Raw genomic sequence first — 24,897 nt, forward strand, 5'->3', positions numbered from 1 at the left:
TATAGCAGGTATATTAAATGCAGATCATCTAAAATAAATGGAGCGTCCACAGCGAAGAAGGGGCTAATTTTTTAAAAATCCGCATGAATGCTTATTCTGTTGTGCTGTAAAAACATCATCGTTTGAGGTGTGGTGTAAGGCATAAAAACTTTATGCATGGGGTGTTTTGATAAGAGAGTGTAGTGAATATTCAAGAGAGGGCTTTCTTGTATAATTTTGTGAAAGGAACCATATGAAATGTGAAGCCGAGAGGGAGCTGTTTTTGAGAAGTTGGATTGTGTATCAACCAGTTTGAGGAGGGATTTGCATCCTTTGGTGTGTGGGAAGGAAGGCAAGAACAGAGCGTGTAGCACCCTATACTTATGTTTTTAAAGGTTTTAATTTTGATCAGAAATTAATTTTAAAATTGCTTTTTGTTTGACAGATGTAAGAATTCTAAAACTTTTTAAAAGCAAATATTCCTCTTTGCTCGAGGCGATTTCATCATAATGGTACGGGGTATGTTCTTTTTTGATGATATCAGCGTAAAAAAAGGCAATAGGGACATTCAATATATCGGAAATTTCCTTTAAACGTCCTACGCTCACACGGTTTAAGCCTTTTTCATATTTCTGGATTTGTTGGAAAGTGACACCTAAATGATGCCCTAATGTTTTTTGAGACATTTTTAGCATTTTTCGCCTAAAGCGAATTTTTTTGCCTACAAAAAGATCAACATTAAGATTTTGAGTTTGCATTTTCCCCCTCCGGTTGCGAGCGCCCTCGCATTGGTATTCCGGGAGCTTGAAAACACTGAACCCTAGTCAGCATTTTGCTTTTAGTGCTTGGGGCACCTGGACATAGCAAAATCTCCCGGAATTCCGGGATACCCACACAGTGGGTTTATGTTACGCTAGGGTTTCGGGTTTTCAAGGCCCTATTGGTCGTTGCGTATACGACCAAAACATTTTCTAATTAGTAAAGTAATTTTAGGAGATTGGCAATAAAAATAGTTTTTCTTGAGATGGATAGATTTTTTAAATGAGAGGTTGTTTGCCTTTCAACTTTTTAAGACTCGCTTACTAAACTCATGTTTTCAGATCCGCTTTTTACAAAGGTAAACCTTGGTTTTTAAGCTCAAGGCACCGCCTATGGTGCTGTTCTTAATCAATAACCAAAATGGCTTGTTTTGATGCGTCTGAGATATCATGATGATAGGGGAAACCTTTTATGAGTAAAGAGCCCTCATGCAAAATAAAATCAAAACAGAATAGATTTGGTTGTTGTATATTCACATGTTTGTTTTGAGAAGATATTTCTCAATGTTAGCGCCCATTTCACGAATGGCGTTTCGTAAAGTGTATAACGTAAAAGCTTCGATGAATGGGATAAAAGCTATATTTCTATCTTTACTGAAAAAAAAGATGCTTGGAGGGCACATACTCTTTGTCAGTTTAAAATATTACGACAGTTTTTACCTTTGAAAAGGAGGATAAAAGCTATTTTTTCTCTCTTCACGTGTTTTTATTTATACGCTCATCCTGCTTATAATGTGCAAGCGAATAGTTTTGATTGATTCAATATCAACAGATTTGAAATGAGAAAAGATATTTTGGTTTCTCATTATGTATGAATAATAAATTATTATTATAAATTAATAATTCTATACTTAGGGAAGCGTTTTTTTAAGGAGTTTTTTTGTTCGTTTTTAAGAATGTGCGTGTTTTAGATAAAAAACTGTATCAACGCAGTTATTGTTAGAATTAAAGTTTTTATGAGAAAAATGAGCATTGTGGAATGATAAGCTTTTGATATAAAGCGTTTTAGAATTTTGCACAACTTAACGATAACTTATTTATTTTATCATTTCTTATGATTGCTATAAGCGATGCAAAGTTGGAATATGGTTTGAGAAAGCAGATGACACAAGTATTATCTTTCGGTAAGTAGTTTTGAAATAAAAGACAGCTTTAAATGATAAATAAAGATAGGTGCACCATGAATGAACTTACCCATATTGAGACTATTATAACGCATTATGATGCTGTTTTTTGTGATGTGTGGGGTGTTGTGCATAACGGTGTACATGCATTTGAACCAGCGTTGAAAGCATTGTATAAAATTCGACAAATGGGAAAAAGTGTTATTTTATTAACCAATTCTCCTCGGCTACGGGAAGATGTTGCTGCTCAATTACAAAGCATGAATGTTCATCGTGACTATTATGATGCCATTATCACTTCAGGGGATGTAACGCGCGATCTCATTCGGACTGCTCCGCGTAAAGTTTTTTTTATTGGTTCACAACGTGATTTGGTGCTGTTTGAAGGGTTAGAGTGTGAATTTGTTGAAGAATGGGAGGCTTCTGTTGTCGTCTGTAGCGGTTTTCTTGAAGATTTTGACGAAGAACCCTCTGCTTATGAGGAGATGTTTCTTCGCATGCGGGCGCGGAATTTACCTTTTATTTGTGCTAATCCTGATGTGATTGTCCATTATGGAAATAAAGAATTTTGGTGCGCTGGTGCATTGGCGCGTCTTTATCAACAATTAGGGGGGGAAGTACGCATTGCTGGAAAACCTCACGCGCCTATTTATGAGTGTGCCTTTGAAAAACTTCAAAACATTCGTGGAATTGTGGAAAAAAGTCAAGTTTTAGCTATCGGTGATGGTCTTTTGACAGATATTAAGGGGGCAGCTCATTTTGGTCTTGATGCCCTTTATATTATGGGGGGGATTCATCATTATGATTATGCGCAAAATGGTGTGTTGGATAAGCAAGCCTTGCATTCTTTTCTTGAACGTCATGGTTATAAACCACAAGCAATCATGTGGGCACTTCAGTAATGGCTAATTTTTTGCGTCTTCAGGGGACTCACATGTTTCCCTCGGCTTGGCGGGGAGCCGTGTTGGCACTTGGAAATTTTGATGGTGTTCATTGCGGACATCAGATGGTGTTGCAAAAAGCGCTTGATTTCGCGCAGATAAAAAAGAAACCAGCAGTTGTTTTAACCTTTGAACCACATCCAAGAAGTTTTTTTCAACGTTCAGCTCCTGTCTATCGTTTGACAGAGGCAGCTGAAAAAGCTGAAATTTTTAAAGTCCTTGGCTTTAATGGCGTGATTGAACAGCCCTTTGATGCGCACTTTGCCACGCTTTCAGCGGATGAATTTATCAAATCGATTTTAAAACAGGTTTTTGATGTTTCAGTTGTGGTGACAGGGGAAAATTTTCAATTTGGTCATCAGAAAAGTGGAAATTCACATCTTCTTTGCCAAAGGGGGAAAAAATATGGATTTGAGGTTGTGCAAGTTCCTTGTGTTTCTCGTCTTCAAGATTCAAAACAGTTGATTATTTCTTCTAGTTTTATTCGACAGCTTCTCTCACAAGGGAACGTAGAAAAAGCGGCTCATTTGTTAGGGTATCACTATCGGGTATGCTCCAATATTATTCAAGGCGATAAACTTGGACGTCTTTTGGGATTTCCTACCGCTAATCAAATGTTGCCTTCCCAAGTTCGTTTGGCTCATGGTGTTTATGCGGTGCGTTTACGTCGTGCGAACGGTGTTTTGTATGATGGTGTTGCAAGCTTTGGTTGTCGTCCAACGGTTGTTAAAGATGGTGCGCCACTTTTGGAAACCTATTTGTTTGACTTTAACGACGATCTTTATGGGGAAAGCTGTACCGTTTCTTTTTTGCAGTTTTTGCGAGGACAAGAAAAATTTGATGGGCTTGAACCTTTGATTGCGCAAATGCACCGTGATGAAAAAAAAGCAAAAGAAATTTTAAAGACAGCACAACCATTATCAAAGTTGGATAGGCTGCTTACTTTTAAAAATATGCCCTAAACTTATCTGAAAAAGAGAGAAGAGCCGTAAAAATAGCACTTAAAGTGATTATAATCACAAAGATATATTCCAAAACATCGTGGAATATATGTTTTTTCCGTTGTTGAGAGGAAGAATCGAATATCTGAATATCTGATTTTGGCATTATCTTTTTCAAAATTCATTTTATGGCTTTTCTTGTCATTCAAAAGTTTACTGCTTGTTTCTTTCTGATCGGTTAAAACCCATCATAAAAGATGCAGTAAAGAATAAGCCCCAGCCTATTTGGCAATAATAGACGTGAAGGGGGAGAAAGGCTGTTTTTAAAATTTCTTGCGATTTTAAGCTTATAGCTTGATAAAATTTAATCGATAACTCTTTTATTTCAAAAATTTATGGTCTCTTTTTTCTAATTTGCTTTATTATGTCGTATCATCTTTTATGATGGGATTGGGTTTATCTAAAACCTTACGCATGTGATATTTGGTATCATATGATGAATATTTAAAAAAAGGTTCGTTTGTTGAGTCTTGTGAAGTAGAGCGGTGGTCAGCAGCTGTTTTGTGCTGACCAATCACGTAAACGAAAATGAAGCTGATGGAAAATGCTTTAAGTCTCGTTTCTCTCCTATGTTGTGACAGGAAATTCACATTAAGGAGACTGCGATTGATTGCAGATAAAAAGAAATCATTGCGAGAAAGCAGGTGTACTTGTTTCAAAAATTTTTAATGCTTTTGATTGATAAAGGCACAATTTGGTTGTCGTAATACGTAAATGTTTCAGATTCTCAAACAAAGAACTGTCCATATATCTTCTTTGTCCTTCACAAATATAACGCCTATAATGTAACGGGAAGGCAGTCTTGTAAGGATATGAAAACGCAAAACTAATTATGTCTTGTTGTTTTTTAATAGAAGTGTTGGATAAAAGTTGGGACATCTTTCCAATCTATGTTCGCTCTATTCATGACTTTATGGTTTTGTTTTTCTCATAAAACTTTTGCTTTAGCGGTCCTCAACGCGAGCAGTATGTTTGAGACAAAGATTAAGGCGCTTTATTGCTCTCTCTGCTGTTACAGCTTTTGTATACCAGGTGGGGAGAGTCCTATTGCCATATTCGTTTGGGTAATCTCTGAAATCAGTCTACAGCCTTATTGGGGAAAAATATGAAGTTATAAAAGGAGAAATCAGTCCAGATAACTGTCTTTTTTAAATTCGGCTTTACCACTTTCAAAAGTGTTCAGAGCAATATCTCTTAAATCATGAAAATAACAGTTTCAGGCTTTTCTTGTTCTTTGAATAGGTTATCATGTCCTACAGGTAAAATAAAATGCTGGAATATACTTGTTTTGCTAATTTACGCGCTTGTTTTAAAGAAATATCTCTCAACGCTTCCATATCCATTTTCATGATGGCACTCATGAATGGTATCTTGCAAGCGCCGTTGAGCGCTATCATCTTTATGCCTAATAAAATAGCAATCCGGTATCATCCGTTAATTGACAAGCCTTCAGTGTTGTACAGCCTTGGCTATTTGAAAGCGTTTATGAGAGGGATTTTTTCTTAACTCGTTTTATTTCACACGAACTCTTCCTGCTTGTGACATACAAGAAATACGCTTTTGATTGATTCACTATAAATAGACTTAAAATGAGATAATCTTACGGTATTAGGGTTTCTCACTCAACGTGAAAAATAATTAATTGTTATAAATCAATGTGTTGAAATTAATCATAGATTATAGCTTACAGCTTTTTTATAAAATATTCTGCATGCCTTTTATACGGAATATGGGGGTTTTCTTAGTGGTTTTACTGTTGTTTTAGGTGTCTGTGGCGTACGAATGAGCTCGTACTGGTAAAGGAAGAGACAAAGAAGGTGAAGCAGTGATAAAAGGTGAGGTGAAAATAAATTTCCTTGATCATCATATGAATTTTCATGCATTTTTGTGGCTTCAGGTGTGCATGCTTGTTGTATATTTAATAGCAAAGTTTGCTTGTAGAGCTTTATGAAGTGGGAATCCTGAGTGGAAAGTGCAAGACAAAGATTATTGACAGATTATTTTTACAGATCGATGTGTATTTAAGATTCTTCATCTTTTAAGGCGATGAGGAAGTGTATGAAACCTATGTTTAAAGACGTGCCAAACGATAAAGATGCAGCGAGCGTGCTCCGTGATGGCAATAGGCAAGAAGAGGGAGGGGGGCTGTTTTTAAAATTGTTTGCATGGCTTCAACAGCTGACTTTTCTATAGTTGGAGGAGAAATGGGAATGTGATAGGCTTTTATGCCATATTCATTTGCGACCGTTTTAATGCTAGAAAAGTCAGTTTGATGAAGTTCCTCGTGATCGGGGCGGTTACAGATAATTGTTTTAAAACCAGCTTGTGCCAATGTTTTGATATTTTCTATGCTAATTTGGGCGCTGATAAAAATATCAGGTTCAATTTTTTGTAAATTCATTTTTTATTCTCAATTGCACGATCTTCACGATACCCTCTGGTCTGGTATATAAAAGAACATAATGAAGGTAAGTTTTTCAATGGCATCTTAATAAAAATATTCTTTTTGTCGAGAAAATCTATTTGGGGAAAATGAGTTGTAAGATGCAACATATCTCACTCCGCAACATGTTCGTTATTCAACTTTATGCAAGACGGCTGTTTGGTTTTTATGGATGATCCATTGTGTTTACCCAGCATAGACATTCCATTGTGTTGCTTGTTCACACGCTTGCTATAGAGGTATCTTTATTTCTCTTAAGCCCATTTTGCCCTGTTGAGCGTAAAGAGTATAAAATTCATGGATCACCACCCTCTTTACGCTTATGAAGAAGTAAGCTGGCACCATTTTTATATTTGCCAGCCCCCAATGTTATACTAAAGTCCTTGGCTATTGAGACGGTTCATAAGAAGGATTTTAAATCCTTTCTTGTATAGTTTTTACTCACACGCCAGCCCTGCTTGTAACGTACAAGAAATATGATGTTGATTGATTTAATATAAGAGGGCATGGAATGAGAGAATCTTCCTGATTTCGGCTCTCTCATTCAACGTGCAAGACAACGAATGCTCCTTATAGTTTGTTGTATATTCAGAGTGGAGTTCATTTGTAGCGTTGCATTAAGTGGACTGCATGAAGGGAGAAGCTCAAAAGGCAGGCGCGAGATAATAAGCTGGATCATTTACAGAGCATTGTTTACAGATTGATATGGATTTAAGAATCTTCGTTTTAGGGTGGGGGAAGAAGAGCGTGTCTCTTGTTTAAATTTATTTTTATTATTCTCAAGAGCATCATCTTCATAATGTTTTTGCTCATGCTAAAAGAATATTATAAAGACAAAATTGCGGGCTGTCATTTTATCCTAAAAATAGGAGAAATGGTTATTTTTCACGTATTGGATGCTTGCTTCTTTTATTACTTTCTGTATAATCGTAAAAACGATAATGCTGAAAGGCGTAATAAATGATCATTGGACTTTTGAATCAAAAGGGAGGCGTAGGAAAAACTACGTTGAGTGTTAATCTTGCGGCCAGTTTTGCGCGTACCGGTGCACGGGTATTGCTTATTGACGTTGATCCACAGGGGAGCGCATTGGATTGGGCTGCTGCGCGTGAAGATGCACCTTTGTTTTCGGTTATTGGTTTACCACGTGCAACGGTTCACAAAGAGATTACACAGATTGGTCATGGTTATGATCATATTATTATCGATGGTCCTCCGCGTGTGACTGATCTTGCTCGTAGTGCTCTTATGGCTTCGGATTTGGTGCTTATACCTGTTTTGCCTAGTCCCTATGATATTTGGGCAGCAGATGGAATTGTAAAGCTGATTGACGAAGCACGTGTTTATAAAGAAAATCTTAAATCTGCTTTTGTTATCAATCGTAAAATAGTCAATACAGCGATAGGGCGTGATGTGAACGAAGCTCTTGGCATATACCCCGTGCATGTTCTTTCTTCTAGCGTTGCGCAGCGCGTGATTTTTGCAGAAGCAGCAGCACAGGGGAAGGCGGTTTATGAAGTTGATAAGCAAGGACCAGCAACAGCAGAGATTGAAGCTGTTGCAGCGGAAATCAAGGAGTTAGCGCGATGAATAAAAAAATTAAAATCGGCACGAAACCAACGAATAAATCAATTCCTTTAACGGCGGATGCATGGGTAGGGAGCCCCAAAGGGAGCATGAGTGGAGGTATGAAGCGCCTCACGATTGATATACCAGAAAGTTTGCATCGATTGATTAAGGTAAGTTGTGCAAGTCGTGGAACTAAAATAGCCGATGAGGTGCGCGAATTGCTTTCACAAAAATACGGAAAAGTGTAAAAAATGATATATGATAATAAGTTTTAGTTGGTTTGAATGCTTTTTCTAGAGATGATATCGGTTGTTTTTATACGAAGTTAATAATACAAGCGCCTTTCTTTTTTCACGAGGGCTGCTTCATTTAAGTTGTTTTTCATAAGGTTCTGTATCATCTCATGAAAGAGCGATGCGTTTGCGAAAAATTCTCTGTTTCAAAATTTTCCCTATAAATGTGATAATCATCATACTTCTTGTGATCTTATCTGTTAGATGAATAGATAAGTGTACTCTTCTAAAAAGATTGTCTTGATAATGATTTTAAACGTCAGATTATTTTTTTGTTTATTTTACTTAATATATGCGTAAATAATGTAATTAAGAGTAGCGTTAATTATTTTTTTTGTTATGCAGCGATTCATTTTATTAAATTATATTCATGTTTATAAAGGGGGGATAAAAAAATACATAAAATTTACTGATATTGGCGCGCTATAAGTTATTCCTAATAAACAAAAGAAGTCATTGAGCATATTATAGACAATATTTCTTACATTTATATGATTTTATAGTCTTAAATAGTTAATACCAGTCGTAATGGTACGCAAGGAAATAGGTTTTTTGCTTCAATTGGAATGTATAAGATCGCTTTTTTAGCATTTCTATTGGCTTTTAAAAAGTGCAGGGGGGACTTAAAGTTTTCTTTCTTTTCCGGTGGTTTAAGAAATGATAAGAGCGCAATCAGTTGGTTAAAAGGTGTATTCTTTCGTTTGCAGGGAATTTGCAATGGATATAGGCATTACGAATTTTTGATAAGATTTTGTGCGACTTCTCATGATGAAGTGGTTTTTGAAAAATGCCAAGATATCAAAATTACTGCTGAAGTTTAAATACTTCAAATACAAAGAGCAGCCGTGCAGATAATGCTACAAATGCAAGCCTGATAAATAAAAGCAGTTTTCATGATTTAACATGTTTGCGTTGCAAGTGTGCGTATTTGCAAAGGAAAGTTAGACGCAAGGTCACAATATAGGAGGGGATGTGAATCCAAAGATATTGTTAATAAAATATAAAACAAAGAGAGGGGTTAAATCATGAACAAGATCATTATAACAGCGCTGTTGCTTTGCACGGGGCTTGTTACTGTTGGTTCACGAAAAAAACTACAGTGTTGAGGAATTTAAGAAAGATAAAAAATTGATGCAAGAATGGGGAAAGAAATGCGATAAAATGGGAGGATCTGCTTTTGCAACCAAGAGTTGTCAAAATGTCATGCAAGCCGATATGGAACTTTTTCAAGAGCATTATAGAAATCTTGCAAAGCAACTTCGTGAAAGTGGCAAAAAGGGGAATGAAACTGAAAAAAAGCAGGACAACAATTAAATCATAAAAATATATTGATAGCGGTGTTTTTCTTTGTACGCGATTTATTATCATAGGTTGGAAAAAATTGCGTACAGAAGTTGATTATAAAATTTTTGAAAATGCACAATGAACCGCATGTACAAATTTAATGGGTCCCTAAATTGTGTCCTAAACTTTGTAAATTTGAAAAAAGGGGAATTTATTGATGAATAAAGCCATTATTACAACAGTGCTGCTTTGTGCTGGACTTGCTGTTACTGGTTGTGAAAAAACTTATAGCGTAGCAGAGTTTAAGAAAGATCCTAAATTACTCGAGCAATGGGCAATGAAATGTATGATATCAGGGAGTTTAGATTCTCAAAATTGTAAGAACGCAGATAAAGCGTATCGTGAAGTTCATGCCCGTGATTGGCTTGGTGCGAGCTTTGTACACGATGACGAGAAAAAAACTGAAGATAAAAAGGAGGGAAATTAAATCATGAATAAAATTATTATCACAGCATTGCTGGTTTGTACTGGACTTGTCGTTGCTGGTTGCGAAAAAAATTACAGCGTAGCGGAATTCAAGAAAGATAATACATTACTCGAAGAGTGGGCAAAAAAATGTGAAAAGATGGATCGATCGTCTATAGAGAAATCTAAAAATTGTCAACATGCCAGACAAGCCTATATGGAACTTATGTTTGGCATTAATTAAAAACTTAAAATTCAATAAATTACTCTATCAATAAGGAATTTGGTAGTTATTGATTCTATTTTGTTTTTTAGATTCTCTCTAACTTTTAGAGAGTCTTTTTATGGCTTCAAGAATTAGTCGTTTACGATCTGTACTCTTTATGTAAACGGATGCTATACTGTCATTTGTCTAGCCAAAAAGTGCTTTTAATTGTGATAGTATTGCATCCGAATGAGTTGCTACGTGTTACTGCTAATTTTTCAAATTATGCGCTGATTGTTTAATGTCTTGGTTGCATGTATTTAAAACATGAGATTAAATTTACCTTTGGGGTGTTTTGCTGACTTTATCACAAATAAATGTTTCATCACACTAAGACCGGCTTTAAGCGTTGCGGCTAATTTCGAAAAAAATTGGGAGGAAACATCTGTTTTGAATTTACTTTTCTCTATTTTAATAAAGAGAAAAACATTCTGAATGGAATTATTATCGTTTTATATTCAAATGTTTTTCTCAAACTATTTTAAAAAAATTGCTTTTGATTTGAGAATATTATAACATTAGTTAAGACGTGAGGCAGTTTTTCTAGGACGGTTTTGCTGGATGTGTGAGGAATTGAGCGCTCTTCCCACCGTTTCATTTTTTCCCTCTCTTTTCTGAGTTTGCAAGGTTTTCCCTTGTTATTTTTTTATCTTAATTGTGTTGTAATATTATCATGTTGAGCGGTGGAGCTTATGTAAAACTTTATGTATGAGTTTTTTTTGTTCTCGAGTGTGTGATGAATGTTTTTTGAATAATACTTTGATTTATAAAAATAATTTAATTATTTTATGTTGAATAAGGATCTCGTCAAAATCTGTTCTAGGTTGAATCAATTAAAATCATCTACTTGCACGTTACAAGCATGGAGGGTCCGTGTGGATAAAAACTGTTGAAGAAAGAAGTAAAAATGATTTTTTGAACTATCTCAAGTACTAAAGGTTTTGTTTGCAACATTTGGTGCTGGAAAAGTGTGTGATGGTGCTGGTTTATTCCCTCGCAAGTGTATGATGATGGTGTTCAATGGATTTATCAAAAGTTTCTTGAAATATTCCTTTAGAATTGTGATATGCCCTGAAGGGAAGAAGCAAGAGGAACTTACTCAATGAGGAGACAAATTATTTACAGATCGGATTTGGTAGAAAATTTAGTTCTTTAAGGCGGGAATGAAGTTGAGATTCAAGTAGCATGAAAAGACGGAAACTGATGGTTAAAAATGCATACAAAAAGCAGAGTTAACATTTAAATAGTTGCAAGCGATGTTTGAAATTGGGTGTGTGATTTATCTGTAGAATTAAAATTTTGCTTTGATCTTATGTAAAATTAAGATGATCGTTTGAGCAAATTATAAAAAGCCAAGAGAATATGCTTAGTATATTTCTATTACGAGAACTAAAATAACAACAAAAGCATTCATGGTGATAATCAAGGTTAAATAAAGCACAGCGGCTTTTACGAGATCAGCCATAAAAACCTCTTTCTGTTCTTTTTGAGGTGATTTTATGAATAACAATATGTTATAATCTGTAGTATATGTTGATATAAGTAGTATATGTTGATATAATATATTAGGCAAGCTTAGAATCTTTCCTTTTTTATAAAGGCTTGAGGAATTGGAGCACTGTAAATCCTAAAAAAGAAAGTTTTAAAGAGAATATTAATTGATTTCGTAGGTTTATTTATTGAGCCTTTCGTTTAAGTGAATCACATGAGTGGAAAGTCAAGAGAAGATCGCTTGACAAAAATTCAGACTGCGTACAGAGCAGATTGAGTTAAGATCTTGGTGCTTTAAGGTGCGCGGAAGAAGACAAAAATGTTTTCTGATCGTTTATTTCATAGCAAGATTGGTTAATGTTGCTCTAATGGGCATGTTTTGCACAAAAGAAAAGAACGTTCCAAACAAAATATACTTATGTTGTATATTAATATATTTGTATTGTACATTTATGTACGTGTAAAAAAATATCTCTCAATGCACACGACAAATATTTTACGATGACACTCGTAGATGGTATAACAGTAAAGTTCTCGTGAAATAATATAAAATCTATAGAATGCTCCCATCTTTACACTTATGAAAGAGCAAGTCACTGTCATCTCGTACGCTTGCTTTCAATGTTTACTATAGCCCTTGGCATTTGAGAAGGTTCATAAGACACATTTTTCTTTTAGTGTATTTTATCAACACATCAGGTTGTTTTTTGTGATGTGCAAGCAAGTGATTTTAATTTATTCAACATGGAATAGATTTGAGATGGGATGATTATGAAAGAGAAGAGCTGCATTTAGAAGATTGAAAATGAGAGAAAGTTCGTAACAAAAATTGTACCTTTATTATAAAATGATTGTTTCTATGTTTTTATACCAGTAGCACATGTAAAGCCGCGATATTAAGAGAAAACTGTGTTATGGAGTGAAATAATCTATAGGAAGATGCTGTGGAAATTCTGAAAATATCAATGTGGGGAGCGTTAAGCATTATGCATTGGATAATATTTTGATAGATAATGATAATCTATCGTTATTCAATTTGAATTAGAGTCCTGAATACCGTAATTTTTTTCATTCCAAATCTGTTCGAGGTTTAATCAACCAAAACCATGTCTTTTGCAGTTACAAGTGGGGAGGGTCCATGCGGAGTGAAACTGTACAAGAAAGGCATGCTTTTTGAACCGCACTTAAATGTCAAGGATATCGCAACATGAGGGGCTAGCAAAATATGTGATGGTGCTGGCTTGCTTCTTTTATTAAGCGTAAAGATGGACAGTGCTCAATGGATTTTATACACGTCATGGGGGATTTATCATTATATTATTCATGGGCCACGGCGCGAAATAGGCTTGGGTACACTTAAGAGATGTTTCTTTAAAACAAGCGCGTGAATATGCGATTGAAGACGTATCGAACTTGATTGGCTAAGAAACTCTTGAAAAGGTTCAAAAAATCTTATATAGTCGTTCATTGCAAAGAAAAGCGAATGATAATTAAAAAAAGGGAGATTGATGGCTGTTTAGCTATTCTAAGATGTCTTTTTTTATATTGCTGTATGGCTGATCTGTTCAAAAGAGCGTTCTTTTTGTTTTTTATGCGAAATACTGCATGTGTGCAGAAAGAGTACGGGGGAGGGTGTGTCTTTTTGAATGGGTGCAAACTAATTTTGTAGGGTGCCATCTTATGGGGTGCCGGAAGGTATGCAAGTTTAGGTGCAGAGAAAGCCATAAGGTTATGGAGGGTAAGATGCTGCTATCGTTAAAATGCTGAGATTTTTAATGAGCTTAAGTCTTTGATATGCTGCAAGATATGCTGTGGGTTTTTGTCGGCAGGTGGTCTTTTTATGGACAAAGTTCTCGTGAGAGCGTTGTTGTTTTCTGTTGAAGGCGTGCTGGTGACGAAATAGGCAAAGGAAATTGGCAAGGCGAAATAGACCAAAATAGACAGAGCAAATGTAGGATTTTCAATATTACTGCGTAAGGTTTAAGTTTATAGCGTTTTGGTGAATTAGTATAGCCGCAATGATGGTTTTGGAGCAAAGCAAGAAAAATACTTGAGAGAATGCGTTGAAAGTTGAAGTGGTATACGCTTTGAAGGATTGTCGTGCTGTTGTTTGAGCGATGTTCGCACCACGAGCTTTATTGAGTGTATCAGCATTGAAGAGAACCTGTTTAATCTCCCTCATTTGAAAGATTGAACAAGAGTGTTGAAGGGGAAGTAAAAATGTCTGTAGTGCAATATGGTGATGATAGTTTTGCATCAAAAGCAAAAGTTCTTGATAATAATCTTATTGATCGTGATTGGGCGATGACAAAATTTGTTGCTGCTGTTAAAGGATTAGCTCAAGTTGTTGATTATGAAAGCAATATGCTAGAGAGCAGTGGTGTTCCAGATTACGAAGAAATAAATTTATGTAAAATACGTGGTTTGCGTGATCTTAATAAATCCATGAGCGATGTGAAGCGCTACATGAATCAAGATATTGAGCATGAAGTTGAAAGTTTGTTGTCTGATTTACAAGAAAAATTACAGCGTAATAGTGAATTGCTTCAGACGCATTTAAATGCAGTTAATGATCTTTCTAGAGCTATGCAACTATCTGGACGCGTAAAAGAAACAGAGGAATGATTCAAATCTGATGAATATTGGCTGTTCTAAGTGATGACAATGATTAGGTAGATCATGTTTATTTGGATAAATAGTGCGTTTAGTCAGTGGACTTGTTTTAAGCGCATTTGGGTATTTAAATTATTATCCTGTTGTACTGTAAAACACTGTTTTTAAAACAGTGTCTTTTAAGGTGTAGTGATGTGAACCGCATGCTGTGGGAAGCTAGCTGGGGGAGGACTAAGAGAAGGGGGGGATTTACAGAGTATTATTTGCAGACTGAGTTAATAGGGAGCTTCACTTTTTAGTTTAGCCCCCCCCCGATCAAGAGAATATTTAGACCAGCCCGTGATGCCTTAAAAACAGCTTACTTGGGGCTATGGTAATTAAGGTTTTATGCATTAGTCTTTTGAGAGTATGTGATGAACACTGCCTATAAGCCTTATAGAGTACTGTCCTTTGAAGTGTGGTGATACGAAGCGGTTAGTTGTTTAAATCTATATGTTTGAGACAAAAATTAAAGTGGTTTAATATTTTCTTCTGCTGTTTTTAGTTTTTGTATGTCAGATTGGAGAGAGCATCCAGATTTGAGTGAATATATTGCATATACCTTTGTTGGCGTAATATTTTAAATGGGGAGGCGATCTTATTGGGAAAGAATAAAGGGCTAGAAATCAGCTTTTCTCTGTACCAGCATCCTTTAATTTAGCTTTATTTTTTTCAAAAGAATCTAAAGCACTATCTGTTAAATGATGAAGATTACGCATTATTTCACGCTTCTGTTTCTCTCGTTCTTTAATGGGGGCACGTCCCTCATGTAAAACAGAACGTCATTGTGTTGCCAATTCACGTGCTTTTTTTAAGAAATATTTCTTAAGGCACCTAATCCCATTTCACGGTGATGTTCGTGAATGGTATAGTGGTAGATTCATTGAGCACCACGATCTTTATGCTTAATAAAAAGAGTGCGCTGGCACGATTACACACTTTACCAGCCCCCCCTGTATGGGGACCAAAGCCCTTGGTATTTGAAACGGTTCATTATAGGCATTTTGAGTTTTTTTGTACGGTTTCACACCACACACTAATCTCGCTCATAACATGCAAGAGAACAGTTTTGATTGATTCAACATAAACAAATTTCAAATGAGAGAATCTTACGATATTCGAGATTCTCATCTAACATGAAAAATAATGAACTATCTTTATAAATCAGTATCTTGGATATGAATAGTATAATGTAAGTTTCCCATGAATGGTATAAAATCTATAGAGTATTAGCATCTTTATTTATAGAGGGAGAAAAGCAGCACTATCATCCTTTTTTTTAATAGTTTAATGCCAATCTTGCTCGTGATGAGCAAGCGAACGATTTTGACTGATTCAATATAAGAAGAAAAATAAGAGAATTTTACGAAAACCTCTTATTCAATATGCAAAAAATAAATTATAAATTAAAATCTTATGGAAATCGTTAAAATGATATTTAATCTGATAATTTCTTTTACGTTTTTTCATCGATAGTATTTGTATTTTCCAGTTTGCTTTGTCTGTCGAAAGAAATAAAAGTAAGAGGAGTTAGATTATTTTTTACAGCGTTTATGTTGTAGGGGGGAGCGTTATTAAGAGGGACTTCCTTTATTGAACTTTTACAACAACTCCTAAAATGATAAGCTTTCATCCAATAAAGCTATTTATTTTTTCCAAAAAGATATCAAGGATAATTTTTATATTAAATCCAAAAGTGGAAAAATATTGGGTGTTTTTTATGTCCTTAATAATGGTTTTATTGAAAGCTTGGAGGTACTGGATAGTTGGAAAAGCTTTCAGCACAATTCCATAATTTAAGAAAAAAGTATCTTTATCAAAGGGGGGCTAAGGCTGTAGATAATGGTTAATAATAAAATAATTTTTTAGAGATGGTCTGTAAAATTAAATATTTGTTGCTCCTAGACGGATTTTAATAGGCACATTACCAGTTTGGCTAGCAACGCGTAAATGAATGCGTACAGGAGGCATTATGAGACGACGGTTGCGTATTGTTTGGCAAATGAGAAGGTTAACAAGAGATTGTGTATCTAATGCAGTCGAATTATATTTTAAACCAGTAAGTTTTGCGGCAGCATCGTGAAGAGAACGCAATGAAAGGAGGGATGATTGCTTCAATAAAATTTCTTTTTTATGGAATGAAGCAAAAGCATTATCTGTCATAATACTATCCTTAACGCAGAATTCAAAAATTTTTAGTAGGCTACAGTATAGCAGTTAAAATTTGCTTTCTTTAATGTAGAGCAAGCGTCAAATGCAGCTTTTTTTGATTGAAACCCTGTAAAGCGCGCTCGATAATAACGCTGCCCACTTTTTTCAAACAGTTGCATGTGCGAAGATGCGTGCTTTAAAGTAGAAAAAGCTATATTTTTTGCTTTTAAAAGTAAAGTTTTTGCTTGTTCTTCACTAGGAAGAGAACCAATTTGGATAGCCCATCCGGCATTTGTGGACAAAGAGGCTGTTACAATTTTATGAGTCTCAACCGGTATAGTTTTTTGAGGGTTTGGTATTGGTATAATTACTTTATTTACAGCCGTTATTGCGATATTGGAGTTTTTAGGTTGTTCTGCAAATGCTGTCAACATAGTCGAAATTTCATCGTCAAAATTACTTGAATCAGCTTTAATGGTCGGTATAGGAGTATTGGCACCAGTCGGTAAGTGATAGCGTACAGAAGCCATTAAACGTTCACCACTTTTCATTTGGCTTGCTTTGGGCAAATATTGGTTCAATAGGCTAGCCATATGCTCGTCACGTGCAGTAGACGATTTACCTCCCAGAACAACAGCGACAACAGAGCGCCCATCGAGACGCATTGAAGTTGCTAAATTAGAACCTGACATTTGTGTGTATCCTGTTTTAATTCCATCGACACCTTTCATTATTTTAACGAGTTTATTGTGGCTGTTAATTTTATGTCCACGGAAATTAAAACTTTTTGTTTTGAACAATTTATATTGTTTTGGAAAATGTTTACGTAAAGCTAATGACAAAGTCGCTATATCTCGTGCTGTAGAATAATTGTGCACATCCGGAAGCCCTGAAGCATTCGCGAAATGTGTATGTTTCATGCCAAGTTTACGAGCTTTTACTGTCATCATTTGAGCGAATTTTTTTTCACTACCTCCAAGATATTCTGCAATGGCAGCAGCAACATCATTTGCGGATCTTGTAATGAGTGCTTTAGCTGCTGATTCTGCAGAAATTGTTTGGCCTGCTTTAAAGCCAATTTTTGTCGGTGGACGCATTGCTGCATAATGTGAAACAGGAATTGGTGTATTTGGTGTCACACGACGCATCTGCATAGCTTCAAAGAGTAAGTACAATGTCATCATCTTTGTTAAAGAAGCAGGATAACGTTTCAGTGTTGCATTGGCTTGAAATAGAGTTTTTCCCGTAGTAGCATCTATAACAATAGCCGCATACTTATCAGGATAGGCTCCTTGAGGTGTGGCTGATGCCCAACAGTAAGAAAAAGCTAACACAACAAAAGAAATTGCTATTGTTTTACAGTAGCGCATAATTTTTTGATAATTAATATACACTTGCAGTATCCTATTTCTCCATTTATCCTAAAAAACTTCTATAAAGCTTCCTTTTCTGTAATTTGTTGATGCAGTTTAGACGAATGGTATTACTAATTTGTTTACAGAAGTTATTTTATAAGTGAGTGATTGAAGTCTAACCATAGAGGGAATCTTTTTCTAACACATACAGGTATTGCAATAATTATGAAAGAATTTAAAATTGATAAAAATGTGCTGCATGGAAAACGATAATGGGACAGATGCTTATAATAAACTCTACAGCTCATATTATGCATAATGAAAAGGGCAAGAATTGGGATGAAATTAGGCATGGTGCGGTTATAACGCTTAAGGCTAGAGCAAAACTCGAAAAACCTAAATTATGTCGAGTTTTTTTGCTTAATGATGATTACACACCTATGGATTTTGTTGTTTTCGTTTTGAAGAGCTTTTTTAAAAAAAGTTTCGAAGAGGCAACGCGAATAATGTTAAATGTTCATCACAGTGGGATAGGAGAATGTGGAACTTATACTTATGAAGTCGCTGAAATGAAAATATTACAAGTGAGGGAATGTGCGCGTCAAAATGAACATCCGTTACAATGTGTAATGGAATGGAAGTGAGGAATTATGCCATCTTTTACACCTAGTCTTGAAGAGGTTTTGCATCGTGCATTAACAATTGCTACTCAGGCACAGCATGAATACGCAACATTAGAGCATCTTCTACTTGCGCTGTTAGATGATGCTGATGCAAATTCCGTTATTCAGGCTTGCCAAGTAGATGTGGAGGAATTACGAGAGCGCTTAACCAATTATCTTCGCTCAGAGTTAGATGAACATATTAGAGCTGATGAGGATACTAAGCCTACAGCTTTTTTCCAGCGTGTTATCCAACGTGCGGTGATTCATGCACAATCAGCTGGAAAAGATGAAGTATCGGGGGCAAATGTTCTTGTTGCAATTTTTTCTGAACGTGAAAGCCATGCAGCATATTTTCTTCAAGAAATGGGCATGACACGCTATGATGCTGTACGTTTTATTTCGCATGGTATCACGCGTGATGATGGGTTATCCATGTTACTTGAAGGACTTGAAGAGCAATTAGATCAGCAGATTTCGGATAATGATGAAAGAGGAACAAGTGCTTTAACGAATTATTGTGTTGATCTCAATTGTAAAGCACTTAATGGAAAAATTGATTTATTAATTGGCCGTGAAATAGAAATTTCACGCATGATTCAGATTTTATGTCGAAGGTCAAAAAACAATCCGCTTTTGGTTGGTGATCCTGGAGTGGGGAAAACCGCTATAATTGAGGGATTGGCAAAGCGCATTGTTGATGCGCAAGTGCCTGAAGTTTTATCAAATGCAACAATATTTTCTCTTGATATGGGGGGGCTTGTTGCTGGTACACGTTATCGCGGTGATTTTGAAGAACGCTTAAAGCAAGTTATTAAAGAGTTTGAGCTGTATCCAGATGCTATTTTATTTATTGATGAAATTCATACCTTAATTGGAGCAGGAGCGACATTAGGGGGAAATATGGATGCAGCAAATCTTTTAAAACCTGTATTATCTTCTGGAACTATGCGATGTATTGGTTCGACGACTTACAGAGAATATCGCAAATTCTTTGAACAAGATCGTGCTTTAGAGCGTCGTTTTCAGAAGATTGATATTAATGAACCTTCTGTTACAGATGCGATTAAGATTTTGCAGGGGATGAAGCCTTACTTTGAAGATTTTCATCAGATTAAATATACAGATCAGGCGATGAAGGCATCTGTAGAATTATCTTCACGTTATATAATTGACCGTAGGTTACCTGACAAAGCAATTGATATTATTGATGAAAGTGGCGCAGCGCAAAAGCTTTTGCCACAAAAACAACGCAAGAAGAGTATAGGTGTTAAAGAAATTGAGGCTACTGTTGCTACAATTGCAAGAATTCCACCAAAAACAGTTTCTCGGAATGATCAGAAGATATTGAGTAAGCTTGAAAGAGAACTCAAACATGTTGTTTATGGGCAAGATCAGGCAATTTCCGTCTTAGTTTCATCCATAAAATTGGCGCGAGCAGGTTTACGCGAACCGGATAAACCAATAGGAAGTTATTTATTTTCAGGACCAACAGGTGTAGGAAAAACTGAAGTTGCAAAACAGCTTGCATCATCTTTAGGCATTGAATTATTGCGTTTTGATATGTCAGAATATATGGAACGGCATACGGTAGCACGTTTAATCGGAGCTCCTCCAGGTTATATAGGGTTTGATCAAGGAGGTCTTCTTACAGATGCTGTTGATCAGAAGCCTCACGCAGTCCTATTGCTAGATGAGATTGAGAAAGCACATCCAGAGTTATTTAATATTTTATTGCAGGTAATGGATTATGGTAGATTAACAGATCATAATGGTAAGAAAATTGATTTCCGCAATGTTATTTTGATTATGACAACCAATGCTGGTGCTTCAGATATGGCAAAATCAGCTATTGGATTTGGGAAGGTACATCGTGATGGTGAGGATATAGAAGCAATCAATCGGTTATTTACACCAGAGTTTCGTAATCGGTTAGATGCAATTATTCCGTTTGCCCCTTTATCTCATTTAATCATCAATCAGATAGTGCAAAAATTTATTTTTCAGCTTGAAGCACAATTAGCTGATCGGGGAATTTGTTTTGAATTAAGCCCTTCTGCAACTTTATGGCTTTCCAATCAAGGATATGATTCTCAGATGGGAGCACGCCCATTAGGGCGTGTTATACAAGAATATATTAAAAAGCCATTAGCTGATGAAATTTTATTTGGAAAGTTACGCAACGGTGGCATTGTTCGCGTATTGACACAAAAATCAAATTGCAAAAAAGAAAGCTTACAGTTGGAAATTTCATCTTCCGATATATCTGCAAGTTCAAAGAAAAGTAAAATGGAAAATTTTACAAAAAAACGTGTAGGAAAAAAAAGCACAACAACTTAAGAGTGTGTTATAAGGCTGCACGGATTTTTTTTGCATTCTCTTCAAGTATTTCTGTAGGCGTTATCATATTATTATGAGGGGTAAGTTCTATTCCCTCCATACGTGGTATAATATGAAAATGGAGGTGATAAACGGTTTGTTGACTAGCTGATTCATTAAATTGCATGACAGTTATGCCATCTGCTTGAAAGGCTTTTTTGACGGCATTTGCAATTTTTTGAACAGCTTTAATAACGGGAAATAATGTTTCAGTATCCGCATCAAGTAAGTTTCTAGAGCCTTTTTTAGGAATGACCAGCGTATGACCTGGTGCCTGTGGCATGATATCCATAAATCCAATAACATCATCATCTTCGTAGACACGAACAGAAGGGATTTCATTGCGAATCAATTTAGCAAAAATATTGTTATTGTCATAAGCTTGTTTCATACAAATATTTCCTTTTATTATAAGTTTAAGATTTTAATTAAAAACGAAAAAATGCAAAGTTTATCAGAGTGTAAGACAAAGAAGTATTTTGACTTTAGTTATATTTAGGATGGGGCTCTGTCTTAATGAAGGCTTAGATTTCTATGATGGCTTCAACTTCTACAGGAACATCCATAGGAAGAGAGGCAACACCAATAGCAGAACGGGCGTGTTTTCCAATGTCACCAAGAATATTGACAAATAAATTAGAAGCTCCATTGGCAACAAAAGGAATATCGGTAAAATGAGAATCTACAGCCACAAAAACAGTAATTTTTACCACACGTTTTATTTTATTTAAGTCACCTAGAGTTGCCTTGAGTTGAGCGAGAATATTGAGAGCGCAAGCTTCGGATGCTTTTTGGGCTTGTTCGGTATTCACAGTTGCACCAACTTTACCGATGGCTATTGGTTTTCCATTAATAAGAGGGAGTTGTCCAGAAATAAAGAGTTGATTGCCACTTTGTGAAGTGGTGATGTAATTGGCAAGGGGGGAGATTACTTCAGGAAGAGTGATTCCGAATTCCTCTAAGTTTTTTTCAATCATATTGGTCATAATTTAAACTCCATAGCTGCTCTATAATACATTCATTGTATAATCTATTTTTTGATTTAAGGAAATGTGTGGTTAATTGAGAAATTAGCCTTTTTTGCCTTATTGTATGATGTTATGCAACGGGGATAAAGTTTGGAATTTGGGAATGATTAGATCATTATTTATAATAATTTTATATATTGTTTTTTTATGTACAGCGAGAGCTGAAGAGCCTATTTTTATTGTGCCTCATCGAGCAATTTATGATTTTCATCTCGATAGCGTTTCTCATGACATGACAATTTCTGCGATGTCAGGGCGAATGGTTTACGAGCTTACTGGTTCGGCATGCCAAGGCTATAGCACACGTTTTCGTTTTATTAGTCGTGTTCACATTGAAGATATGCCGGTACGTTTAACGGATCAACAGACGACGAGTTATGAAACAGGAGACAGCCGTACATTTCGTTTTAATATTACAGATCAAGAGGGAGAAGAGGTTGCGCATCGTGCTGAGGGGGTCGCGGAGCGTACTCAAGATGGTATTACAGTTACCTTAAAAAAGCCAAAGGAAAAAGAGTATAAGCTTGCAATGGCTGAATTTCCAATGATGCAACTAAAAAATATTATCCGCCATGCAAAAGCAGGGCATCATTTTTACAATGTTACTGTATTTGATGGGACAAATAAAGCAGATAAAGTTATAAAAGAAAGTATCGTCATAGGGGAAAAGAAGGCGCTTTTATCTGATAGCGAAACGGAAAAAGTGAGAAAATTGGATGAAGACGAATATTGGCCTGTTACAATTTCTTATTTTGATGATGGAGAAAATAAAGATGGTTTGCCGGTTTATCGTAGCAGTTTTCTCTTACATGAGAATGGTATCATGCGTGATCTTCATATAGATTATGGAACTTTTTCAGTGCGTGCAAAATTGAACAGTCTCGAATTCTTGGAACTTGGAAAAGATCTTAATCAATGTGAAAATGCAAATATTAAATGATTAAAGAAAATGACTTGAAAAAGAATCAAATATTAGTATGTTTGCACTATTCCACACGCGGAGTTTGGGTGTTTGCAAATAATTTGTGAGAAAATTCTAGCAAGCATCCGCCGGTAGTAGGTTTTCCTGCTTTTTCCGCGGAGGTTGAACCGGAAAGGATAAGATTTATGGCACTACCCGATTTTACTATGCACCAGCTTTTAGAAGCAGGTGTGCATTTTGGTCACCAGACTCATCGTTGGAATCCCAAAATGACTCCCTATATCTATGGTCAGCGTAATAATATCCATATTATTGACCTTGCTCAGACCGTTCCGCTTTTACACCAAGCGCTTAAACTTGTTTCAGATACTGTTGCGCGTGGTGGTCGTATTCTCTTTGTTGGTACGAAAAGGCAAGCATCTGACATTATCGCTGATGCGGCGAATCGTTCTGCCCAGTATTACGTTAATGCACGTTGGCTTGGTGGCATGCTCACAAACTGGAAAACGATTTCCAATTCGATACATCGTTTGCGAAAGCTTGACAAAATTCTTGCTGCTGAGGCGCAAGGTTTTACCAAAAAAGAACGTTTAAATCTTGAACGTGATCGTGAAAAGCTTAATCGTGCGCTTGGTGGTATTAAAGATATGGGATCTGTTCCAGATCTTATATTTGTCATCGATACGAATAAAGAAAATATTGCCCTTCAAGAAGCAAAACGTTTAGGTATTCCAGTGATTGCTATTATTGATACCAATTGCGATCCTGATGACGTAACGCATCCGATACCAGGTAATGATGATGCTTCGCGTGCAATTTCTCTTTATTGCGATCTTTTTGCTCGTGCTGCCCTTGATGGTATTGCACGCCAGCAAGGAGCAATGGGTATTGATTTGGGAGCTCAAGTTGATGCGCCTGTGGAGCCTATTTTGAAAGAAAATGCGGTTTCAGAAGTTTCTGAATAATATAAAACGCCTAATTAAGGTACTTTTATTGTCTAAAGAAGAAGTTATAGGCGTGCAGAGGGGGGGTGCACGCTTTCACTATTACAAAATAAAGAGGCAAATATGAGCATTACTGCTGCACAAGTAAAAGAACTTCGAGAACTATCTGGCGCTGGTATGATGGACTGTAAAGCCGCTCTAGCTGAAACCAGTGGTGATATGGAAGCTGCTGTTGATTGGCTTCGTAAAAAAGGAATAGCTAAAGCAGATAAAAAGGCTGGTCGTACAGCGGCTGAAGGATTAATCGGAGTCGTATCAAAAGATTTAAATGCGGTTTTGGTTGAGGTTAATTCTGAAACAGATTTTGTTGCACGCAATGCCGGATTCCAAGACATCGTGCGCAATATAGCAATTGCTGCTTTGGATACGTCAGGTGATGTTGAATCTGTTTCTGTTTCTCTTTATCCCGGTTCTGAGAAAACTGTAGAGCTTACGATTAAAGATGCAATTGGTACAATTGGCGAAAATATGACATTTCGTCGTTCCGCTAAATTGTCTGTTGAGAATGGTGTTGTTGCGACTTATATACACAATAGTGTAGCTGATGGTCTTGGTAAGCTTGGTGTTTTGGTTGCGATTGAAACAACAGGAAATAAAGAGGCTGCTCTTGCTTTTGGTCGGCAAGTTGCAATGCATATTGCGGCAACCAATCCCTTAGCACTTACAGCACAAGATGTTGATGCTGCTGCTGTTGAGCGTGAAAAAGCAATTTTTTCAGATCAAGCACGTCAGTCTGGAAAGCCTGAAAATATCATTGAAAAAATGGTAGAAGGACGTATGCGTAAGTTTTTTGAAGAGGTTGTTTTGCTTTCTCAAGCTTTCGTTATGAATCCTGATATGACTGTTGAGGCAGCTTTAAAGGATGCTGAGAAATCAATTGGTGCACCAGCAAAAATTACAGGCTTTATTCGTTTTGCATTGGGTGAAGGTGTGGAAAAAGAGGAGTCTGATTTTGCTGCAGAGGTTGCTGCTGCTGTAAAAGGCTAGTTATTGCAAACTCTTGATTAGAGATTTAAAATCATATCGTTGGTTGTAGAATCTCTGGTGTGGGCAATGTAATTGTTGAGAGGG

General features: G+C 36.2%; 20 protein-coding genes and 1 pseudogene. 13 read left to right on the top strand and 8 right to left on the bottom strand.

Going from position 1 to position 24,897, the window contains the following annotated elements:
• Positions 1 to 377 precede the first annotated feature (377 nt).
• Positions 378 to 737 (bottom strand): helix-turn-helix domain-containing protein, encoded by a 360-nt coding sequence (locus ACFIJR_RS06500; RefSeq protein WP_375653835.1) that lies wholly within the window; start codon positions 735 to 737, stop codon positions 378 to 380.
• Positions 738 to 1,977: 1,240 nt separating this feature from the next.
• On the opposite strand from ACFIJR_RS06500, the gene ACFIJR_RS06505 reads away from it, so the two are divergent.
• Both ACFIJR_RS06505 and ACFIJR_RS06510 read left to right on the top strand, forming a co-directional pair.
• On the top strand, positions 1,978 to 2,823 hold the full coding sequence (locus ACFIJR_RS06505; RefSeq protein WP_375653836.1) for a TIGR01459 family HAD-type hydrolase: 846 nt from the start codon (positions 1,978 to 1,980) through the stop codon (positions 2,821 to 2,823).
• Positions 2,823 to 3,824 carry a bifunctional riboflavin kinase/FAD synthetase gene (locus tag ACFIJR_RS06510; protein WP_375653838.1) on the top strand — a complete coding sequence of 334 codons (1,002 nt, stop codon included), beginning with the start codon at positions 2,823 to 2,825 and terminating at the stop codon, positions 3,822 to 3,824. The genes ACFIJR_RS06505 and ACFIJR_RS06510 overlap by 1 nt, the downstream gene beginning before the upstream one ends.
• 401 nt (positions 3,825 to 4,225) lie before the next feature.
• Here ACFIJR_RS06510 and ACFIJR_RS06515 read toward each other — a convergent pair whose 3' ends face one another.
• Positions 4,226 to 4,381 (bottom strand): hypothetical protein, encoded by a 156-nt coding sequence (locus ACFIJR_RS06515; protein ID WP_375653839.1) that lies wholly within the window; start codon positions 4,379 to 4,381, stop codon positions 4,226 to 4,228.
• Positions 4,382 to 5,934: 1,553 nt separating this feature from the next.
• Positions 5,935 to 6,264 carry a TIGR01244 family sulfur transferase gene (locus ACFIJR_RS06520; RefSeq protein WP_375653840.1) on the bottom strand — a complete coding sequence of 110 codons (330 nt, stop codon included), beginning with the start codon at positions 6,262 to 6,264 and terminating at the stop codon, positions 5,935 to 5,937.
• A gap of 1,002 nt (positions 6,265 to 7,266) precedes the next feature.
• Here ACFIJR_RS06520 and parA point away from each other — a divergent pair.
• The 6 genes from parA (at position 7,267) to ACFIJR_RS06550 (ending at position 14,298) form a co-directional block, all read left to right on the top strand.
• Complete coding sequence (parA, locus tag ACFIJR_RS06525; protein ID WP_015856698.1) at positions 7,267 to 7,896, top strand: ParA family partition ATPase; 630 nt, start codon at positions 7,267 to 7,269, stop codon at positions 7,894 to 7,896.
• Positions 7,893 to 8,123, top strand: a complete 231-nt coding sequence (locus ACFIJR_RS06530; protein ID WP_015856697.1) for a plasmid partition protein ParG — start codon at positions 7,893 to 7,895, stop codon at positions 8,121 to 8,123. Before parA ends, ACFIJR_RS06530 begins: the two co-directional genes overlap by 4 nt.
• Positions 8,124 to 9,245: 1,122 nt before the next feature.
• Entirely contained in the window at positions 9,246 to 9,482 is a 237-nt protein-coding gene (locus ACFIJR_RS06535; RefSeq protein ID WP_375653841.1) for an EexN family lipoprotein, read from the top strand.
• A 187-nt stretch (positions 9,483 to 9,669) separates the two neighbouring features.
• On the top strand, positions 9,670 to 9,939 hold the full coding sequence (locus ACFIJR_RS06540; protein ID WP_375653843.1) for an EexN family lipoprotein: 270 nt from the start codon (positions 9,670 to 9,672) through the stop codon (positions 9,937 to 9,939).
• Between the two features lie 3 nt (positions 9,940 to 9,942).
• Positions 9,943 to 10,161: an EexN family lipoprotein gene (locus ACFIJR_RS06545; protein ID WP_375627169.1), complete on the top strand. Its 219-nt coding sequence runs from the start codon at positions 9,943 to 9,945 to the stop codon at positions 10,159 to 10,161.
• A gap of 3,732 nt (positions 10,162 to 13,893) precedes the next feature.
• The gene (locus tag ACFIJR_RS06550; RefSeq protein ID WP_273788300.1) at positions 13,894 to 14,298 is read left to right on the top strand and encodes a flagellar protein FlgN; all 405 of its coding nucleotides are present in this window, start codon (positions 13,894 to 13,896) and stop codon (positions 14,296 to 14,298) included.
• 668 nt (positions 14,299 to 14,966) lie between these two features.
• Here the strand turns inward: ACFIJR_RS06550 and ACFIJR_RS06555 are convergent.
• The 3 genes and pseudogenes from ACFIJR_RS06555 to ACFIJR_RS06565 form a co-directional block, all read right to left on the bottom strand.
• Positions 14,967 to 15,328 (bottom strand): annotated as a pseudogene (locus tag ACFIJR_RS06555) (integrase); the annotation flags it as partial.
• An 881-nt stretch (positions 15,329 to 16,209) separates the two neighbouring features.
• Positions 16,210 to 16,488 carry a hypothetical protein gene (locus ACFIJR_RS06560; protein WP_375626277.1) on the bottom strand — a complete coding sequence of 93 codons (279 nt, stop codon included), beginning with the start codon at positions 16,486 to 16,488 and terminating at the stop codon, positions 16,210 to 16,212.
• Between the two features lie 32 nt (positions 16,489 to 16,520).
• Positions 16,521 to 17,870, bottom strand: coding sequence for a D-alanyl-D-alanine carboxypeptidase (locus tag ACFIJR_RS06565; protein WP_375626275.1), 1,350 nt, complete (start codon positions 17,868 to 17,870; stop codon positions 16,521 to 16,523).
• Positions 17,871 to 18,103: 233 nt separating this feature from the next.
• Between ACFIJR_RS06565 and clpS the strand changes: the two genes are divergently transcribed.
• Together clpS and clpA are read left to right on the top strand one after the other, a co-directional pair.
• On the top strand, positions 18,104 to 18,475 hold the full coding sequence (clpS, locus tag ACFIJR_RS06570) for an ATP-dependent Clp protease adapter ClpS (protein WP_375627172.1): 372 nt from the start codon (positions 18,104 to 18,106) through the stop codon (positions 18,473 to 18,475).
• A 6-nt stretch (positions 18,476 to 18,481) separates the two neighbouring features.
• Entirely contained in the window at positions 18,482 to 20,833 is a 2,352-nt protein-coding gene (clpA, locus tag ACFIJR_RS06575) for an ATP-dependent Clp protease ATP-binding subunit ClpA (RefSeq protein WP_375627174.1), read from the top strand.
• 7 nt (positions 20,834 to 20,840) lie between these two features.
• Here clpA and ACFIJR_RS06580 read toward each other — a convergent pair whose 3' ends face one another.
• Both ACFIJR_RS06580 and ACFIJR_RS06585 read right to left on the bottom strand, forming a co-directional pair.
• Complete coding sequence (locus ACFIJR_RS06580) at positions 20,841 to 21,263, bottom strand: HIT family protein (protein WP_375626270.1); 423 nt, start codon at positions 21,261 to 21,263, stop codon at positions 20,841 to 20,843.
• A 133-nt stretch (positions 21,264 to 21,396) separates the two neighbouring features.
• Positions 21,397 to 21,858 carry a RidA family protein gene (locus ACFIJR_RS06585; RefSeq protein WP_375626268.1) on the bottom strand — a complete coding sequence of 154 codons (462 nt, stop codon included), beginning with the start codon at positions 21,856 to 21,858 and terminating at the stop codon, positions 21,397 to 21,399.
• 145 nt (positions 21,859 to 22,003) lie between these two features.
• Here ACFIJR_RS06585 and ACFIJR_RS06590 point away from each other — a divergent pair, with 145 nt between their 5' ends.
• The 3 genes from ACFIJR_RS06590 to tsf all read left to right on the top strand — a co-directional run bounded on the left by ACFIJR_RS06590 (position 22,004) and on the right by tsf (position 24,813).
• Entirely contained in the window at positions 22,004 to 22,840 is an 837-nt protein-coding gene (locus tag ACFIJR_RS06590; RefSeq protein ID WP_273788136.1) for a cell envelope integrity EipB family protein, read from the top strand.
• Between the two features lie 167 nt (positions 22,841 to 23,007).
• On the top strand, positions 23,008 to 23,787 hold the full coding sequence (gene rpsB, locus ACFIJR_RS06595; RefSeq protein WP_375626266.1) for a 30S ribosomal protein S2: 780 nt from the start codon (positions 23,008 to 23,010) through the stop codon (positions 23,785 to 23,787).
• A 102-nt stretch (positions 23,788 to 23,889) separates the two neighbouring features.
• Complete coding sequence (gene tsf, locus ACFIJR_RS06600; protein WP_375653844.1) at positions 23,890 to 24,813, top strand: translation elongation factor Ts; 924 nt, start codon at positions 23,890 to 23,892, stop codon at positions 24,811 to 24,813.
• Positions 24,814 to 24,897 lie beyond the last annotated feature (84 nt).

The organism is Bartonella sp. OD88NMGDW, from assembly GCF_042193775.1.
In the GTDB taxonomy this organism is placed as follows: Bacteria; Pseudomonadota; Alphaproteobacteria; order Rhizobiales; family Rhizobiaceae; genus Bartonella; species Bartonella grahamii.

Coding starts and splice junctions, on each gene's coding strand:
- ACFIJR_RS06500 (WP_375653835.1), bottom strand. CDS start 737: ATGCAAACTCAAAATCTTAATGTTGATCTTTTTGTAGGCAAAAAAATT.
- ACFIJR_RS06505 (WP_375653836.1), top strand. CDS start 1,978: ATGAATGAACTTACCCATATTGAGACTATTATAACGCATTATGATGCT.
- ACFIJR_RS06510 (WP_375653838.1), top strand. CDS start 2,823: ATGGCTAATTTTTTGCGTCTTCAGGGGACTCACATGTTTCCCTCGGCT.
- ACFIJR_RS06520 (WP_375653840.1), bottom strand. CDS start 6,264: ATGAATTTACAAAAAATTGAACCTGATATTTTTATCAGCGCCCAAATT.
- parA (WP_015856698.1), top strand. CDS start 7,267: ATGATCATTGGACTTTTGAATCAAAAGGGAGGCGTAGGAAAAACTACG.
- ACFIJR_RS06530 (WP_015856697.1), top strand. CDS start 7,893: ATGAATAAAAAAATTAAAATCGGCACGAAACCAACGAATAAATCAATT.
- ACFIJR_RS06540 (WP_375653843.1), top strand. CDS start 9,670: ATGAATAAAGCCATTATTACAACAGTGCTGCTTTGTGCTGGACTTGCT.
- ACFIJR_RS06545 (WP_375627169.1), top strand. CDS start 9,943: ATGAATAAAATTATTATCACAGCATTGCTGGTTTGTACTGGACTTGTC.
- ACFIJR_RS06550 (WP_273788300.1), top strand. CDS start 13,894: ATGTCTGTAGTGCAATATGGTGATGATAGTTTTGCATCAAAAGCAAAA.
- ACFIJR_RS06560 (WP_375626277.1), bottom strand. CDS start 16,488: ATGACAGATAATGCTTTTGCTTCATTCCATAAAAAAGAAATTTTATTG.
- clpS (WP_375627172.1), top strand. CDS start 18,104: ATGGGACAGATGCTTATAATAAACTCTACAGCTCATATTATGCATAAT.
- clpA (WP_375627174.1), top strand. CDS start 18,482: ATGCCATCTTTTACACCTAGTCTTGAAGAGGTTTTGCATCGTGCATTA.
- ACFIJR_RS06580 (WP_375626270.1), bottom strand. CDS start 21,263: ATGAAACAAGCTTATGACAATAACAATATTTTTGCTAAATTGATTCGC.
- ACFIJR_RS06585 (WP_375626268.1), bottom strand. CDS start 21,858: ATGACCAATATGATTGAAAAAAACTTAGAGGAATTCGGAATCACTCTT.
- ACFIJR_RS06590 (WP_273788136.1), top strand. CDS start 22,004: ATGATTAGATCATTATTTATAATAATTTTATATATTGTTTTTTTATGT.
- rpsB (WP_375626266.1), top strand. CDS start 23,008: ATGGCACTACCCGATTTTACTATGCACCAGCTTTTAGAAGCAGGTGTG.
- tsf (WP_375653844.1), top strand. CDS start 23,890: ATGAGCATTACTGCTGCACAAGTAAAAGAACTTCGAGAACTATCTGGC.